Raw genomic sequence first — 17,773 nt, forward strand, 5'->3', positions numbered from 1 at the left:
GGCGCGGCCTGCCGCGCCTTTACCCCACCTATCACAGCCATTGACGCAATCTTTGCGACAAACCTGCATCAGGCGTTAAACTCTTACGCTCTTCGATTCACACAATTCATGGAAATCCCAGATGACCAAACATTACGATTATCTAGCAATTGGCGGCGGCAGCGGCGGCATCGCATCGATCAACCGGGCAGCCATGTACGGCCAGAAATGCGCACTGATTGAAGCCAAAGAACTGGGCGGCACCTGCGTAAACGTGGGTTGTGTACCGAAAAAAGTTATGTGGCATGCGGCGCAAATCGCCGAGGCCATCCACCTGTACGGCCCGGATTACGGTTTCGATACCACCGTCAACGCGTTTGACTGGAAGAAGCTGGTCGCCAACCGCACCGCTTATATCGACCGCATTCATAATTCCTACGACAACGTGCTGGGTAAAAACAAAGTCGACGTGATCAAAGGCTTCGCGCGCTTTGTCGACGCCCACACGGTGGAAGTGAACGGTGAAAAAATCACTGCCGACCATATCCTGATCGCCACCGGCGGCCGTCCAAGCCACCCTGACATTCCGGGTGCAGAATACGGCATCGATTCAGACGGTTTCTTCGATCTGGACGCCATGCCAAAACGCGTTGCGGTGGTGGGTGCTGGTTATATCGCTGTAGAAATCGCCGGCGTGCTGAACGCGCTGGGGGCTGAAACCCACCTGTTCGTGCGTAAACACGCGCCACTGCGGACTTTCGACCCGATGGTTGTCGAGACCCTGGTGGAAGTGATGAACACCGAAGGGCCAAGCCTGCACACGGAATCCGTGCCAAAAGCCATCGTCAAAAACGCCGACGGCAGCCTGACGTTACAGTTGGAAAACGGCAAGGAATTCACCGTCGACAGCCTGGTGTGGGCGATTGGCCGCGAACCGGCGACCGATAACCTGAACCTGGCCGTTACCGGGGTGAAAACCAACGAAAAAGGCTACATCGACGTCGATAAATACCAAAACACCAACGTAAAAGGGATTTACGCCGTAGGCGACAACACCGGCGCCGTCGAACTGACTCCGGTTGCCGTAGCCGCAGGCCGTCGCCTGTCCGAACGCCTGTTCAACAACAAGCCGGAAGAGCACCTGGATTACAGCAACATCGCCACCGTGGTGTTCAGCCACCCGCCGATCGGCACCATTGGCCTGACCGAACCGGAAGCGATTGAGAAATTCGGTGCGGACAACGTGAAAGTGTACAAATCTTCCTTCACCGCCATGTACAGCGCCGTAACGCAGCACCGTCAACCGTGCCGCATGAAGCTGGTCTGCGTGGGTAAAGAAGAGAAAATCGTCGGCTTGCACGGCATCGGTTTCGGCATGGACGAGATCCTGCAGGGCTTTGCCGTAGCCATTAAAATGGGTGCAACCAAGAAAGACTTCGACAACACCGTGGCGATCCACCCGACCGCCGCAGAAGAGTTTGTGACCATGCGCTAAGCTTGGGCACCCGCTAAAACTCAGGCCAGGTTAACCCCCTGGCCTTTTCTTTTGGTCCTCTTTACCCTTTACTTCGACACAAACCTTCATTTTCTGCCATTATTTTGCCTGATATATGGGCAAGGCTCATGCAAGCATCCGCGACTCTGGAGAACATTGATGCTGTTCAATCTGTTTAAAAACACGCTGTGGGCATTTTTTGCGCTGGCCATCCTTCAAACCAGCGCGCTAAGTTTCACCCTGGAAGTCGCGGGAAACATCGAAAACACCACCGATCCGGTAAAGAAAAGCTATCTGTTTACCGATAAACAACTGTTGGCAATGCCGGTGCGCAGCATCACCACCTCTACCTCCTGGACGCCGCAAAGAAAGTTCGAAGGGATTGGCGTGGCGGACATTTTGGCGCGCGTCGGCGCCAAAGGCAGCACGCTGACATTTTATGCGCTGAACGATTATTACATCGACGTGCCGCTGTCAGATGTCGAAAAATACAACATGATTTTGGCTTACAAAATGGACGGCGTCATGCTGAAGATCAGAAACTTCGGCCCGCTGTTTTTGGTTTACCCGAGGGATGCCGCCGGGCCTGAGTTAAATTCTCCGCTCTACAACTCGCGCTTCATCTGGCAAGTGGACAGGATCGTAATCAAATGAAGCTCACAGGGTTTAAAAGCGGCAGCAGGCTGGCGATCCCGGCTATCTTTGCCGCACTGTTTCTGGTTGCCTCTACGGTGACGCTGTATTACTACAGCGCGACCCTGTCGAAAAAAGGGTTGTATGCTATCGCCGGCACGCAGGAAAATTACTCCTGGTCGATCGCCAAATTCTCGATCAAGCTGGCGGAATTCGACACGCTGGTCGAACAGTTGAAAAACGCACCGCAGGTGGATAGCGAAGACCTTCGGCTCAAATTTGAAATCCTTTATTCGCGTTTTTACGTGCTGGAAACGGTCTCCGAATCCACCCAGCCGCTGTATGCCGAACCGGGTTATCCCGAAGTGGTCACGCACATGCGCGAGAAAATGGATCAGATTGATAATTTGCTGAACAGCCCGAAAATTGATTTCTCTCTGATTTCGCAGGCGATGAAGCAAATCAAGCCCTATGCGATTGAGATGGCTAACCTGACCGATCATGCCGAAGTGAAGCAGCGCACCGCTGCCTACGAAGACTATATCGAGAAACGACACATCATTTTCTATGGTCTGGTGATCGTGATGTTTTCAGTGATCGCGCTGATCGCCATCACGCTGATTGTGCTGCGTCAGCAGCGCCTGACTATCCGCCAGCAGGCCAAGGCCATTGAGGCGGAAAAAGCCACCCGCACCAAAAATGCCTTTCTTGGCGCCATCGGTCACGAGCTACGCACCTCGCTACAGAGCATCATGTCCGCCATTGATGTGCTGGTGAATACCCAGGTATCGGCCGAGCACGCGGATACTTTCCAAAGGCTGGAAACCGCCGCACAGCAAATTGAAAGTCAGATGAAAGACCTGACCGATTACGCCCATCTCGACAGCGGTATGATGGAACTGCGTATCGCTCCCTTCGATGCCCAGCGGCTGGTTGAAGAAACGGCGAATGAAATCAAAACGCTGCGCCAGAAAGATCAGGTCACTTTGCTGTGTGAAGTGGAATGCGGCCATCTGCAGATACATTCCGATCCGCTGCGCATCCGGCAAATTATCGTCAATCTGCTGACCAATGCGTTCAAATACACCGAAAGCGGCACCATCACGCTGCATAGTTGCTTGCGCAGCCAGGCTACCGGCAGTTCGCTGATTATTGAGGTCACCGATACCGGGATTGGTATCGAAAAGGGAATGCTGGATCAGATATTCCGGCCCTTCACCCAGCTTGATCAATCACATACCCGCCAGTATGGGGGCGTCGGCATGGGGTTGGCGATTGTGCACGGGCTGGTGACGCTGCTCAACGGCACCATTACCGTCTACAGCGAAATCAAAAAAGGCAGCACCTTTATCGTCAGCATTCCGGTAGAAGTCAGTCACGAGGAGGAGTTGGGTGAAACACCGCTCCACCAGCAAAGTTTGCCGCAGAAACAGCAGCATATCTTGGTCGTCGATGACAATAAATCGGTGAGTGACGCCTTCTCGGCGCTGCTGGACAAGCTCGGCTATCAGCATGAGCTGTGCAACTCGTCTGAAAGAGCGCTGCAAAAACTGCTACGGCGTCCTTACGACGCGTTGCTGCTGGATCTGCAAATGCCGGGAATCGATGGGGCCGCACTGGCTAAAAAACTGCGTGACCAACGTGGCCCCAACCGCCATATCCCGATTATCGGCATCAGCGCCTACACCCCTGAGCAACTGTCTGTCGAACAGCGGGCGCTGTTCGACAACTATTTAATGAAACCGGTTCGGCTGGACGCCCTGTCATCCGCACTGGCTTCACTGCTCGCTACTAAAGGTTGAAGCACCGCAACAGTGCGGCTTCGATAACGTGAAGCCGCACGGGTTTTTCATAAGGGCCCAGCACATCATAGTCACGCATCGCCCTGGCGATTTCAGACTCCCTCTGGTCGGTACCCAACTGACCGGTAAGCACTAAAACCGGCGCGTCTGGGTTATCCGACGCGCGGATGGTTTCAATACAGCGATCTGCCGTTTCCTGACCAATCAACCAGTCGACCACGTAACCATCGAACAGGCTTTGCTGCAGTGCCTGACAAAAGCTGCTGACGTCGTAGAATGCCACGGCATGGAAACCGCGCCCGTTTAGGTATTTGGTCAGCTCATCGGCCGCCAGATGCGAATCATCGAGCACCGCAATGCTCAAACGCTCGTCTTCGACGGCGGCGGGGCGAACCTCTATCAGTTCCACACAATAGCGTTGCCCCTGCGGTGCATCATCCGCGCGATAAATGCCCCATTGCCCAGCCTGCTGCAGTGCGACATATTCCGCAATCCGCCCGCCAATCAGCTCATGGCCGATATAACCGACGCAGGCTAATTCCACCCCGCCCACGTAAAAGATGGCATCACGTGCAATAGTTTGCGCGGAGACGTCATGTTCAGCACCGGTATCTACGATCGCAGCCGGCGTTTCCCCTAATGCCGCCGCGACGTCGTTAATCTGCTCCAGAGTCCAGGGACTTTGCCCTTTCAGCTTGCGATGCGCATGCGAAAAACTCAGATCCAGAATACGGCTGAGCTCCTTGGCATGCTGCCGCTTACCAATCCCATAATGTACAAACAGTTCCCTGACCCGGTTTGCAATCGACTGTGAATCGAATTTCTGATGATTGTTATCCATTTTTTCCTTCGATTTTTTTTGCTGTTTTTTCAGTCGTTTTCATACTTGCCGTGCAAAAAAGCGATCTAAAACTGGTATATGGTACAATGTATTATCTAAACATTGCTTGACATACCACATTATATAGTCAAACATGGTATCAGAAGAGACACACAGCAACACCACAATAAAAATATAACAATAGTGAAATCGCATCACCAATAATCACAATAACACCAGGGAAAGCTCATTTCGGTTGCTGTACTGAGAGAATGTATGCAACAGACCCTCACCGAAACTTGAGCCGTAGCGCTAATCTGTTTTACCCGCATTTGAACCGAGATCCGCAAGGGTCTCGGTTTTTTCTTGCCTTATTTTTACCTTAACCCTGCCGCTCCACACCGCCGCCTGCGGGGAAACCATGCAAAAAAATAGGGCCAGCAAGCTGGCCCTGTGGGTTTAAATCCCGAAAGTGAAATGTGTTGGATCAGAACTTCCAGATAAAACCGGCGTTGACGCTGTTGTCCTGGTAGTTTTGCGACAGCAGCCCGCCGTAGCCCAGCGACAGCGTGGCGTTCTTGTTGACCGCCACTTCCGCACTGGCTTTCAGCACCGCACCGTCACGCGACGCCGACACGCTGTTCACCACGAACGGTGAGCTACCGCCGTTGAACTTCAGCCCGGTACCGCGATCCAGATCGCCGTACTGATGCTGCCAACCCAGCTCGCTGCGCAGCGCCACCGCGGTGGTTTTGCTCGCCTGCCACTCGGTGTCCGCACGCAGCCCCAGCGTCGAGACCGTCGCGTCGGTGTGTTGTTTGTCACCGTGCAGCGCCGCTGCCCCACCGTCTTCCGCGATGCCGTTGTTCTGGAAGTTGATGTACGCCAGGTTGGCAAACGGCTCCAGATTCACCCAGGCCGCTTTTATGCTGTATCCCGCTTCGGCGAACACCTGCTCGGTGCGCGCACTGTACTTCGCGGTTTCGCGATCTGACTGCATGCCGTAGTTCACCGAGCGTGAGGTATCGAAACGGTGCCAGGTGTAACCCCCGCCGGCACGCAGCGCCAGTTCACCGAACTGTTTGCCGCCGTACACCGCCAGGTGGTAGTTGTCGCTATCAGCATTCGAGCCATAACCGCCGTCCAGCGAAGTGCGGGTATAACCGGTCGCGACCCCTAACCGCCATTCGTCCGCCAGCGCCGAGTCCAGCCCCACCAGCACGCCGTAGGTGGATGCCTGATAGCCCGTGGCATTGGCATCGCCCGACGCGTGGTCCCAGGCCCCCAACAGCTGCGCCCAGGCGCCACCGTCGTCGTCAGCCTTGATGTCCGGCGAGGTCGCCAGCCCTTCCGCCTGACGCAAACGGCCGTTCAGCGCGTCGCGCAGGTAGCGGCTGTCGTTGACCTGTGCCGAAGCGATATCCGCGTGGATCTGCCCCGACAGTTGGCGGAACGCCTGCCGCGCTTCCCCCGCCGAACCGGCGTTGAGGATGCTTTCAAACACCGGATTACCCGCCGCCAGCGCATCTGCTGCTGCCGCCACCGCCCGCTCGTTCTGCGTTGCCGCCACGCTGGCGAAGCTGGTGTCATTACGGCCGACGTTAAGCGTTACCTGATTTGGCTGATAGGTCAGCCCGGTGCCCAGGAACAGGTAGTTCGGCGCCACGGAATCAAACTGCCCACGGATACCCTGCTGGGCGGTCAGAATGTTGTACTGCTGACCCAGCAGGCTGCGAACCTCGTTTTGCGACAGCAGGTTGCTGCTGTTTTCCAGCGATACGGTCACTTCACCGCCGCCGATCGTCGCCGATCCGTTACTTTGGATCCGATCGCTTTGGCCGTTCGCCGCCACTTCCACCGCGTAACGGGAGCCTGGTTCGAAGCGGACGTCACGAGTCACGTTCAGCGTGCCGATCGAATTGCCCGGTGCCACGGTACCACCGCTGCGGGCAGTTAACGACCCTAGCGTACCGGTGCCGCCCAGCACGCCGGCGTTTTGTACCGTCACGTCCGAAGTCACCGAGCCATTCACCGCCAGCAGGCCGGTATTGACCCACGTCGGGCCGGAGTAGGTGTTGTTACCGGTCAGTACCAACGCCCCCTGGCCCTCTTTGGTCAGGCCGCCATGGCCGTTGATATCATTGGAATACACTTCAAGCGAGCAGTGGTAGTCATCGCAGACTCTGGCATGCAACGTACCCTCATCGATGATCGCCCCCATGCCAGGAATGTTGGCGACAAATTGCGACGAGCCATAAGCCACGCCCGTCGGGTCCGGAATACGAAACTCCTCGGGGATATCATCGACGGTATAGAACATGCCCGGACCGTTAATCGCCTTGCCCAGATTGATCATCCCCCAGCCATACAAGGCATCGATGCCCGGAGCCCCCATATCGGTCGCGGTCGTTTTAAGCACATCGGCAATTTGCGCCGACGTCATGTACGGGAAACGCTGCAGCAATACGGCGACTGCGCCGGTCACGTGCGGCGTCGCCATTGAGGTACCGTTTTTATTGCCATAGTCGGAGACCAACTGGTTCGGATCTGAACCGTTGGCTACGGTGCTGTAGATTTTACTGCCCGGCGAGGAGACGCAGAAGCTGGCGGTATAGCCGCAACGCGAAGAGAAGCTGCTGATGGTGTAAGGCACGCTGTTGGTGGAGGCGTCATCCTGCGCGACGCTGGCAACCGACAGCCAGTTAGGCGCAATATCCGGCACAAAATAGGCCAGGCCGCTGATCACATCCGGTTGGTTGTAGTTACCGTCGTTACCGGCGGCGAACAGCACCAGAATATTTTTACGTGCCGCATCGATAGCCCCCTGATAACCCGCCCCCGCAAGGCTGCCCAGCAAGGGTTTCACCTGATCAAACTGTTCCTGCGCGTCCTTCAGCTCGAAATGCAGCGCATCGGGTTTCTTGCCATTATCCGAAAGAAAATCCGGAATGCTGACGCCCCAACTGTTGTTGATCACCCGCACGCCGTTGTTGATCATCGCCTGCCAGCCCGCGTTGGTCACGCTGCCATCCAGCCCGAGGAACTCACCGTAGGCCGGGCCGTCATTGTCGTTATCGACGCTGATGATTTGCGAATCAAAGGCGACGCCGTGCATGCCGGTGCCGTCACGGTTGGCACCGCTGATACCGGCAACGTGGACACCGTGGTTACTTAACTGCCCCTGTGAACCACTGTAAAAATGGAAAGTACCGTCAAAGTAAAAACGATCGCCGGCCTTAATCCCCTCACGATGCGGATCGGTATAGGCGCGATAGCCTTCGGTGACAACGTTAGTCAGCTTGCCGTCACCGGCAAATTCCGGATGCTGGTTCACCGGGGTATCGAAGATCCCCACCTTTTGCCCTTTGCCGGTATAACCTGCCGCGTAAGCCTCGTCGGCATGGATAGCCCCCAACCCCCAGTTAGCATTGAATTCATTGCTGCGCCAACTGGCCGGATCGCCGCTCTTCCCCCCTTCGGTATAGGTCGCGGCCTGTGCACCACCGGCGGCCAACAACGCGCATAACAGGGCGTTCAGTTTCCATGTCGGCGCCAATGCCGGTTTGTTGTTTCCTGCAGATTGCTTCATTCCCTTATCCCTTGTTGTTTTTGGTAAAAACCGCCCCAGCGGGACGGTTGTTCCGTTTGTTTTTTAAGATCAGAAATGCCAGGTAAAACCGGCGTTAACGCTGTTGTCCTGGTAGTTTTGCGACAGCAACCCGCCGTAGCCCAGCGACAGCGTGGCGTTCTTGTTCACCGCCACTTCCGCACTGGCTTTCAGCACCGCACCGTCACGCGATGCCGACACGCTGTTCACCACGAACGGTGAGCTGCCGCCGTTGAACTTCAGCCCGGTACCGCGATCCAGATCGCCGTACTGATGCTGCCAACCCAGCTCGCTGCGCAGCGCCACCGCGGTGGTTTTGCTCGCCTGCCACTCGGTGTCCGCACGCAGCCCCAGCGTCGAGACCGTCGCGTCGGTGTGTTGCTTGTCACCGTGCAGCGCCGCTGCCCCACCGTCTTCCGCAATGCCGTTGTTCTGGAAGTTGATGTACGCCAGGTTGGCGAACGGCTCCAGATTCACCCAGGCCGCTTTTATGCTGTATCCCGCTTCGGCGAACACCTGCTCGGTGCGCGCACTGTACTTCGCGGTTTCGCGATCTGACTGCATGCCGTAGTTCACCGAGCGTGAGGTATCGAAACGGTGCCAGGTGTAACCCCCGCCGGCACGCAGCGCCAGTTCACCGAACTGTTTGCCGCCGTACACCGCCAGGTGGTAGTTGTCGCTGTCAGCATTCGAGCCATAACCGCCGTCCAGCGAGGTGCGGGTATAACCGGTCGCGACCCCTAACCGCCATTCGTCCGCCAGCGCCGAGTCCAGCCCCACCAGCACGCCGTAGGTGGATGCCTGATAGCCCGTAGCATTGGCATCGCCCGACGCGTGGTCCCAGGCCCCCAACAGCTGCGCCCAGGCGCCACCGTCGTCGTCAGCCTTGATGTCCGGCGAGGTCGCCAGCCCTTCCGCCTGACGCAAACGGCCGTTCAGCGCGTCGCGCAGGTAGCGGCTGTCGTTGACCTGTGCCGAAGCGATATCCGCGTGGATCTGCCCCGACAGTTGGCGGAACGCCTGCCGCGCTTCCCCCGCCGAACCGGCGTTGAGGATGCTTTCAAACACCGGATTACCCGCCGCCAGCGCATCTGCCGCTGCCGCCACCGCCCGCTCGTTCTGCGTTGCTGCCACGCTGGCGAAACTGGTGTCATTACGGCCGACGTTGAGCGTTACCTGATTTGGCTGATAGGTCAGTCCGGCCCCCAGGAAGGGAGAGAAGGTAGATGTGGAGGTAAACTGCCCACTGATACCCTGCTGGGCGGTGAGAATGTTGAACTGCCGGCCGATCAGACTGCCTGCGTTGCCCTGCGAAAGCAGATTGACGTTTTTTTCTTGCAACACCGCCACCTCACCGCCGCCGATCGTCGCCGATCCGTTACTTTGGATCCGATCGCTCTGGCCGTTCGCCGCCACTTCCACCGCGTAACGGGAGCCTGGTTCGAAGCTGACGTCACGAGTCACGTTCAGCGTGCCGATCGAATTGCCCGGCGCCACGGTACCGCCTCTGCGCGCGGTCAACGAACCCAGCGTACCGGAACCGCCCAGCACGCCGGCGCTTTGCACCGTCACGTCCGAAGTCACCGAACCATTTACCGCCAGCAGGCCTTGATTGACCAGGGTTGGCCCTGCGTAGCTGTTATTGCCGGTCAGCACCAGTGTGCCGATGCCCAATTTGGTCAGGCCGCCATGGCCGGAAATATCGTTGCTCCAGACATCCAACCCACAATGAATATCGTCACACACACGCTCGGTAGGTTTGCCTTTGTCCAGTACTGCACCGATGCCTGGCAGATTCACCACAAATTGCTCCGGGCCGTAGGCACCGCTCACGCGGAACTCCTCCGGGATATCCTGTTCGGTGACAAACATCCCCGGGCCGTGGATCGCTTTGCCCAGATCAATCATCCCCCAGCCGTAAAGCGCATCGATGCCCGGCGCGCCCATATCAACCGTGGTGGTCTTCAGCACCGAAGCCACCTGTGCGCCGGTCATATAGGGGAAGCGTTCCATCAGCACTGCAATGCTGCCTGCCACGTGCGGTGCGGCCATTGAGGTTCCGCTGTATTTGGCATAGCCGGTGGTCAGGTTATCTACGCTATTGCCTTCGATAATCGAGCTGTACACCTTGCTGCCCGGAGCGGAAACACAGAAGCTGGCGGTATAGCCACAGCGGGAGGAGAAGCTGCTGATGCTGTAATCACCGGTGTTATTCGGATCCTGCAGGCTGGCGACCGACAGCCAATTCGGCGCGATCTCCGGCACGAAATAGGCCAAACCGGCCATCGCGTCCGGGTTATTCAGGTTGTAATCGTTACCGGCGGCAAAGATGGTGACAATGCCGCTGCGCGCCGCATCGATCGCCCCCTGATAAGCACCACCGGCTTTAGTACCGAGGATCTGTTTGATTTGGTCGAACTGTTTCTGCGCGTCGGCCAGGGTGAAATGCGGATAGGCTGGATCTTTACCACCCTGATCAAATTTCTCGGTAATGCCGATACCCCAGCTGTTATTGATGATACGCGCACCGCTGGCGATCAACGCGTTCCAACCGGCCTGATATACCGCGCCATCGTTGCCGAGAATGATGCCGTCTTCCGGCCCCGGATCCCCGTTCTCCGCACTGATGATTTGCGCGTTAAACGCCACACCGTGCATCTCGCCGCCGTCGCGGTTACCGGCGGCGATGCCGCCTACGTGGGTCCCGTGCGAGCCGAGAGTGCCGTCGGAATCCACGCTTGGCGTGCCGTCATAGCGAAATGCATCGCCTTTCTTCACCGGGATATAGGGATCGGTATATTCGCGGATCCCCGTCGTGACCAGGTTGATCACTTTGTCCTGACTGCCGAACTCCGGGTGTTTGGCATATACCGGCTGATCGAAAATGCCGAGCTTAACGCCTTTGCCGGTATAACCGGCGGCGTAGGCCTGATCGGCGTGGATGGCCCCCAGCCCCCATTCGGCATTAAATTCCTTACTGCGCCAACTGGCGGGATCGCCCTGCTTTCCGCTCTCTACATAGGGCGCAGCCTGCGCCCCACCGATGGTTGCCAGGCAAAAAAGCATCGCGCTCCACTGGGCGCGGCTAACGCCAATTTCAGGCCAGCCGAAGGCCGCCTGAACAGGCTTGACTCCTCTACGTTTATTTTCCATCCCAGATACCGTCCATTGTTGTTTGCAAATGTTTTATTGGTTTTTTTGTGTAACAGTTTCGTAACACCAAATAAATAAAGCACAACAATCTCAAGCGCGCCTTATGGGTCAATAAGGCAAACGCCTAACGGGGGAACGTCATTGTTAGAAAAAAGGAAGGAAAGACATAAGGATTTTGAATGACCGAAAACGGGCGAGAAGAATGAGCCCCTCCTGGCGAGATGAAAAGCTAATTAAATGATAAATAGAAATAAATCAAATAACAAAAGCCGACAAACTCGCCTCCGTCGATCATTAAAAAAAAGCATAAAATGCGTTTATTATTTCTTTTAATTATAAGAATTATCAATATTCACTCAGTGAAATATGCTGGTTTACACGGAGCAGACCATTGAAAATTGGATTATCATGCTAACGGTTTTTTGCTGTTCATCGCATCTTCTTCAGCCTGCGGAATAATGACTTTCGCCAGTAATGAATGCCTGCACAGGCGAAGTGCGCTTCATGATCCCGGGTGGCGGTGTACCCACATTGGACGCGCCGCGGCAGCCGTTTCGGGATCCACAGGCACTGGCCGCTTTTATCGATGCGCCGGGAACCACTGTGCTGCCCACCAGCAAAAGATGTGTTGGTAAAAACCGCTTATCATATTAACGATCCGCATTTTGCCCAGATCGTGATCGAACAATTCCGCTCGGTTACTGGCGTGCCGAATGAGTTTCTTCCACGGGCCTTATCAACGGAAAGGTTCTTTAATCCAAAAAAAAGGCCAGATAATTAATCTGGCCCTTTTTACTTACCGCATGAAATTATTTCTGTTCAGTCGTCATTTTCGACTTCATGTTATTCATGTGGTCCATCATTTTCTGTTCGCGTTTCTGATAATTCTCATTGTATTGTTTTTTCTGCTCTGGGGTCAGCAGGTTGTACATTTTATTTTCAGCTTTGGCGCGCTCCAGCATATGCTCGGACTGAGTTTTGCTGATGGCGTCAATTTGGGCTTTCGCTTTGGCTTCATCGAAGCTGTCGGAGGCGACCAGGCTATGCAAGGCCTGACGCTCCTCTTTCATGCCCGCACCGCGTTTCTGATGCGACTCTTTCATGATATCGCGCATTTGTTGGCGCTGCTGTTCAGTCAGGTTCAGACCGGCGAATGGCCCGCCTTTACCCTCGCCCTTGTGGTGCATCATTTTCATCGGAGTGGCATCTGTCGTCGCAGGTGCCGCTGTCGTATCTGCAGCGAAAGCCATGGAAGCAGAACCCAGAGCCAGAGTAGAAGCGACAAATAAAGCGGTCAGTTTACGCATGATCATTTCCTTAAAATTATTCTTCATCAGGAGCGCTGTACGTGAACAGGCTCATCTTTCGTCGGAGATAATAATAGGCCGATAAACATATAGTAATGCGATGGTGTGTAAATTTATTAAAGCCCGAAACAGGTTTATTCGACAATAATGAATGAATTATGGAGATGTTGTTTATTATCTGGAAATTTTGGTTTCCCCTGGCCTGACGATCACCTGATTTTGCTTTCCCCCCGATGGGGTTATTCCTGTCAAAGCCCGTCTTTATTATAATTTAGGCTTATCCACTGCAACCGTCCTGCAACAAGATGACGACGGCATCGAAAGCAGCAATCGTACGAATCTCTCGAAAGCGCAGGTTCTCACTTACACTTAAGATTGTATCCACCCCCAGTGAGATCGTCAGGATCCGGTGCGCAACGCAGCCTTCTGCAGCGGCGGCAACGCGACGTTTACACTGCAAAACTAATTATTGGTTATATAATAGTTTCATCCTCTGCCCGTGAAAAACGTGTTATATGATGGAGATACGTGCACTACGGCCACTACCGAGCCAGAATTTGCTGCTGTGCCCATCGCACAGGCTGGCTGTCGTGCCATTTTGAGGAATCATCATGTTCGCAGACCAAGGCCCTATGCTTCTTAATGCCCACTTCGGCACCAACAGCCCATATTGGCGGTTGGCGTTTGACAGCAATGCCCTGGCGCTGTCGGCAGTGAAAGGCAAAACCCATATGGCCGTGGCGCTCAGCGCCATGCAGGCAGCCAAAATCCGCCGTCTGACCGGCATTACCGCCAGCCTTGATATCACCATCACGCTGGGGGGTGAGCCGATACATCTGCATCTGGTCGGGCGCAGGATCAATAATCAGGAATGGGCGGGTACCGCCTCGGCCTTCAGCGACACCCAATCGGTCGCCCGCGACCTGGTACACGGCCTGTCTTTTGCCGAACAGGTGGTGTCAGAAGCCAATTCGGTGATTGTGATTGTTGACCAGCACGGCCGTATTCAGCGCTTTAACCGACTGAGCGAAGAGTACACCGGCCTGCACGAACATGATGTTATTGGTAAAAACGTCTTTCAGCTGTTTATGAGCCCGGAAGAAGCGGCGGCATCGCGGCGAAACATCGCCGGTTTTTTTCGCAACGGATCATCCTATGAGGTGGAACGTTGGATCAAAACGGTGAAGGGGGAACGGCTGTTCTTGTTTCGCAACAAGTTCGTCCACAGCGGCAGCGGTAAAAATGAGGTGTTCCTGATTTGCTCCGGCACCGACATCACCGAAGAGCGTCGCGCTCAGGAACGACTGCGGGTATTGGCCAATACCGACATTATTACCGGCCTGCCCAATCGCAATGCCATTCAGGACAAAATCACCCAGGCAATCGCCGCACGCGACGGCAATCATGTCGGTCTGGTGTATCTCGATCTCGACAACTTTAAAAAAGTGAATGACGCCTACGGCCATATGTTCGGCGACCGTTTATTGGTGGAGGTGTCGTTGGCGGTGCTTGGCTGTCTCGCGCCAGACCAAACCCTGGCCCGTCTGGGGGGCGATGAGTTTCTGGTGCTTGCCCAGCAGGCCGATCGCGAGATGCTGCAACGGCTGGCCCAGCGCATTATCGACCGCTTGAAGACCCCCTTTCGTATCGGCCTTATCGAGGTCTATACCGGCTGTTCGATTGGCATTGCGCTATGCCCCGAACATGGCAACGATCTCGACAGCCTGATCCGCAGTGCTGATACCGCCATGTACGTCGCCAAAGAGCACGGCAAACGCACCTATACCGTGTTCTCGCCGGAAATGAACAAACGCGTCGCGGAATACATGTGGCTGGATACCAACCTGCGAAAGGGGTTGGAACAAGATCAACTGGTGGTGTACTACCAGCCCAAAATCGAGGCGCTCAGCGGCAAGGTGTGCAGCGTAGAAGCTTTGGTGCGTTGGGATTCACCCGAGCGCGGCCTGATCCCACCGTTGCAGTTTATCTCTTATGCCGAAGAATCCGGTCTGATAGGCCCACTCGGGCGCTGGGTGCTGCAAACCGCCGCCAGACAGGCCGCACAGTGGCAGCGACAAGGCTTGAATCTGCGGGTGGCAGTGAATCTTTCCGCACGGCAGTTGGTTGATGATTCCATCGTTGAAGATCTCGCTCAGGTATTGCAGTGCAATCACCTGGCCCCCTGCCTGCTCGACTTCGAACTCACGGAAAGCAGCCTGATTGAGGATGAAAAACGTGCCCGCGAAGTGATCACGCGGTTACGCGATCTGGGAGCGCAGGTGCATCTCGATGATTTTGGCACCGGCTACTCTTCTTTGGCCCAGTTGGCCCGCATTCCGCTGGATGCCATCAAGCTGGATAAAAGCTTCGTGCGTGGGGTGAATTGCAATCCGGTTTCGCAGTCGCTGGTACGCGCCATCGTCGCGGCGGCCGAAGCGCTCAGGTTCCGGGTGATTGCCGAAGGTGTAGAGACCGAAAGCGAAAATCAGTTTCTGGATGAAGTCGGTGTGGATGAGAAACAAGGATTTCTGTTTGCGCGGCCAATGCTCCCGGACCAGTTGGAACATTGGCTGCAATCTTATTGCCCGCATCCCTCCTCAGCCTGATGCGGGCCAGGTAATGTTAGCCTGCACGACGCAGGTTTAGCGTGTGGCGGTCTTGTAGCATAACCAGACGCTCGATATAGGCACGATCTTTCTCCTCGATGGTGAAGGCCGAATGCACCCAATCCTCGGTAATATCCATCAGCTCCGAACGCGTGAGCTGCAGCACCCGCTGACGGGCGCGTAGCATGGCGCGCATCCCGTTCAATTTGGGCCGGATGGTATCGATGAAGGTGCGGGTCGCCACATAAGCATCGCCGGGCTGGAACAACTGATCGACCAGGCCACGGCTTTCAAACCATTCAGCGGTGTGCGACTCGCCCCCCCAGATTAGCTCTTCCGCCAGGCGCATACCTGCCTTGCGTGCCACCAGCGAATATCCCCCCATGCCGGGGAACAGGTTGAACGCAATTTCCGGAAAACCCATCCGCGCGTTGTTCTGTGCCAGCACGAAATGGTGTGCCAACGCCGCTTCGAAGCCGCCCCCCAGGGCGCTGCCCTCCACCATCGCAATGCTGACCGCACCGGTATCAAACCCGCGCGCCGCCGCATGCACGCAGTCAATGCAGGCACGTGCGTAAGCCATCATCGCCTCGCGCTTGCGGTTTTTAATGGCCTCGGCAAAGAACTGCAGATCGCCACCGACGTTGAACATATTGGGCACCAGCGATCCGGTGACCCAAAAATCAAACTGCAATGAAGACTCTTTTGCTGCCTGCGCCAGCGTCATGATGTCTTCGATTAACGCCTGATTGAAGCAAGGGCGCGGTTCAGCACGCAGCAGCATCCACATGATGTGCCGTTCCTCCTCATAGTAGGCGGATATCTGGGTCAAATTGCCCGCTTCGGTAAACGGGCGACAGGTGGGGTGATTAAGTAATTTCATATGACCTTCCATTTTCTCTCGTGTTAACAGTTGAAACCGTTCCAGCCCCTACGGCTGCAGTTGCGCGGCGACTGGTAAACCGCCGCGCCACATCATGAGTAAACGCTTTCTTGGTGATGAAACAGATAAAAATTGAAGGTCGGAGAATGAAAAAAACCGCGCTGGAACGCGGCTGACATAAGAATTTTACCCATCGGCAGGCTGCAACATTTCACCGGGGGAGTGAACGCGCTAAGCTCACAAATTAGCCGGTTACCGGCCCCGGCGGCCAAAACGGCAAGCCTTTTGGCTATAATCACATTGAGACAGCCTATTTATCGTTAAGGATATCGTGACGTAATGCCTACAGGATCAGATAAAGACCCCCGTCAGCCCAACAGTGAAGCGCCGCAAAAACCGCTGATCGACATCAAGACCGGCCACCAGACCCTTGACCGGCGCATTTCCGGATTTTCACGCCTGGTCGAACGCATCAAGGCCTGGCCAAGCATCGCTCACCTGCTGCGCGCCACCGAGCGCTTTAACGATCGCCTGGGCAGCCAATTCGGCGCCGCCATCACCTATTTCTCGTTTCTTTCGCTGATCCCGATTCTGATGGTGTCGTTTGCCGCCGTCGGTTTTGTGTTGGCATCCAATCCGGACCTGCTCACCGGGCTGATCAATAAAATCGTCGGCAGCATCAGCGATCCGACCCTGGCCGGCACGCTGAAAAACACCGTCAATACCGCCATTCAGCAACGTACCACCGTGGGGCTGACCGGCCTGGCGCTGGCGCTGTATTCGGGGATCAGTTGGATGGGCAACCTGCGAGAGGCGATCCGTGCACAGTCGCGTGACGTCTGGGAGCGCAATCCGCAGGATCAGGAAAAAATCTATTTCAAATACACCCGCGATTTTATCTCGCTGACCGGTCTGGTGGTGGCGCTGATTATCACCCTGACGTTGACCTCCATTGCCGGTTCGGCGCAGGCGGCAATCGTGCAGGCGCTGGGTCTGGAAGGCATAGAATGGCTGCGACCGGCCATGACGCTGATTGCGCTGTCGATCTCCATCTTTGCCAACTACCTGCTGTTTTTGTGGATCTTCTGGATGCTGCCACGGCATAAGCCGAAGAAAAAGGCGTTGCTGCGGGGCACGCTGCTTGCCGCTATCGGTTTCGAAGTGATTAAGTTTGTGATGACCATGACGCTGCCACAGGTGGCTAAATCCCCTTCCGGGGCCGCCTTTGGTTCGGTGATTGGGCTGATGGCGTTTTTCTATTTCTTCGCCAGACTGACGCTGTTTTGCGCCGCCTGGATCGCCACCGCGCAATATAAAGAGGATAAAACCCTGCCAACCTCAGAACAATCCGCGCCGTAAATCAACGCAATCATACCGGCCACTTTCATGTGGCCGGTTTTTTATTTTGCATTTAAGCAATTAAACCAGCATATAAAACTAATAAGAAACCAACTTACCTGCCAGAATCAGCATAACAAACTACAGCCT

The 17,773-nt window shown here is 55.6% G+C and carries 10 protein-coding genes; 5 read left to right on the top strand and 5 right to left on the bottom strand.

The genetic code is table 11. The features are described from left to right. Positions 1-121: 121 nt before the first annotated feature. The 3 genes from gorA to H0S68_RS23555 all read left to right on the top strand — a co-directional run bounded on the left by gorA (position 122) and on the right by H0S68_RS23555 (position 3,909). Positions 122-1,474, top strand: a complete 1,353-nt coding sequence (gorA, locus tag H0S68_RS23545) for a glutathione-disulfide reductase (protein WP_046374911.1) — start codon at positions 122-124, stop codon at positions 1,472-1,474. A gap of 159 nt (positions 1,475-1,633) precedes the next feature. Continuing rightward, a complete protein-coding gene (locus H0S68_RS23550) occupies positions 1,634-2,128 on the top strand; it encodes a molybdopterin-dependent oxidoreductase (protein WP_020837458.1) in 495 nt (164 codons plus the stop codon). Continuing rightward, positions 2,125-3,909, top strand: a complete 1,785-nt coding sequence (locus tag H0S68_RS23555; RefSeq protein ID WP_337048029.1) for a hybrid sensor histidine kinase/response regulator — start codon at positions 2,125-2,127, stop codon at positions 3,907-3,909. Before H0S68_RS23550 ends, H0S68_RS23555 begins: the two co-directional genes overlap by 4 nt. Here H0S68_RS23555 and H0S68_RS23560 read toward each other — a convergent pair. The 4 genes from H0S68_RS23560 to spy all read right to left on the bottom strand — a co-directional run bounded on the left by H0S68_RS23560 (position 3,899) and on the right by spy (position 12,796). Beyond that, positions 3,899-4,750 carry a helix-turn-helix domain-containing protein gene (locus tag H0S68_RS23560; RefSeq protein ID WP_410529048.1) on the bottom strand — a complete coding sequence of 284 codons (852 nt, stop codon included), beginning with the start codon at positions 4,748-4,750 and terminating at the stop codon, positions 3,899-3,901. The genes H0S68_RS23555 and H0S68_RS23560 overlap by 11 nt on opposite strands. 466 nt (positions 4,751-5,216) lie before the next feature. Beyond that, positions 5,217-8,318, bottom strand: a complete 3,102-nt coding sequence (locus tag H0S68_RS23565; protein ID WP_410529049.1) for an autotransporter outer membrane beta-barrel domain-containing protein — start codon at positions 8,316-8,318, stop codon at positions 5,217-5,219. 69 nt (positions 8,319-8,387) lie between these two features. Further along, positions 8,388-11,402, bottom strand: coding sequence for an autotransporter outer membrane beta-barrel domain-containing protein (locus H0S68_RS23570; protein ID WP_410176461.1), 3,015 nt, complete (start codon positions 11,400-11,402; stop codon positions 8,388-8,390). 896 nt (positions 11,403-12,298) lie between these two features. After that, the gene (gene spy / locus H0S68_RS23575) at positions 12,299-12,796 is read right to left on the bottom strand and encodes an ATP-independent periplasmic protein-refolding chaperone Spy (protein ID WP_020837467.1); all 498 of its coding nucleotides are present in this window, start codon (positions 12,794-12,796) and stop codon (positions 12,299-12,301) included. A 611-nt stretch (positions 12,797-13,407) separates the two neighbouring features. Between spy and pdeR the strand changes: the two genes are divergently transcribed. Then, on the top strand, positions 13,408-15,402 hold the full coding sequence (gene pdeR, locus H0S68_RS23580) for a cyclic di-GMP phosphodiesterase (RefSeq protein ID WP_046374906.1): 1,995 nt from the start codon (positions 13,408-13,410) through the stop codon (positions 15,400-15,402). 16 nt (positions 15,403-15,418) lie between these two features. Here pdeR and H0S68_RS23585 read toward each other — a convergent pair whose 3' ends face one another. After that, complete coding sequence (locus H0S68_RS23585; RefSeq protein WP_020837470.1) at positions 15,419-16,285, bottom strand: crotonase/enoyl-CoA hydratase family protein; 867 nt, start codon at positions 16,283-16,285, stop codon at positions 15,419-15,421. 339 nt (positions 16,286-16,624) lie between these two features. Between H0S68_RS23585 and yhjD the strand changes: the two genes are divergently transcribed. Further along, complete coding sequence (yhjD, locus tag H0S68_RS23590) at positions 16,625-17,644, top strand: inner membrane protein YhjD (protein WP_020837471.1); 1,020 nt, start codon at positions 16,625-16,627, stop codon at positions 17,642-17,644. Positions 17,645-17,773: the final 129 nt, after the last annotated feature.

This window comes from Serratia sp. AXJ-M (genome assembly GCF_046531865.1).
GTDB classification, from domain to species: Bacteria; Pseudomonadota; Gammaproteobacteria; order Enterobacterales; family Enterobacteriaceae; genus Serratia; species Serratia liquefaciens.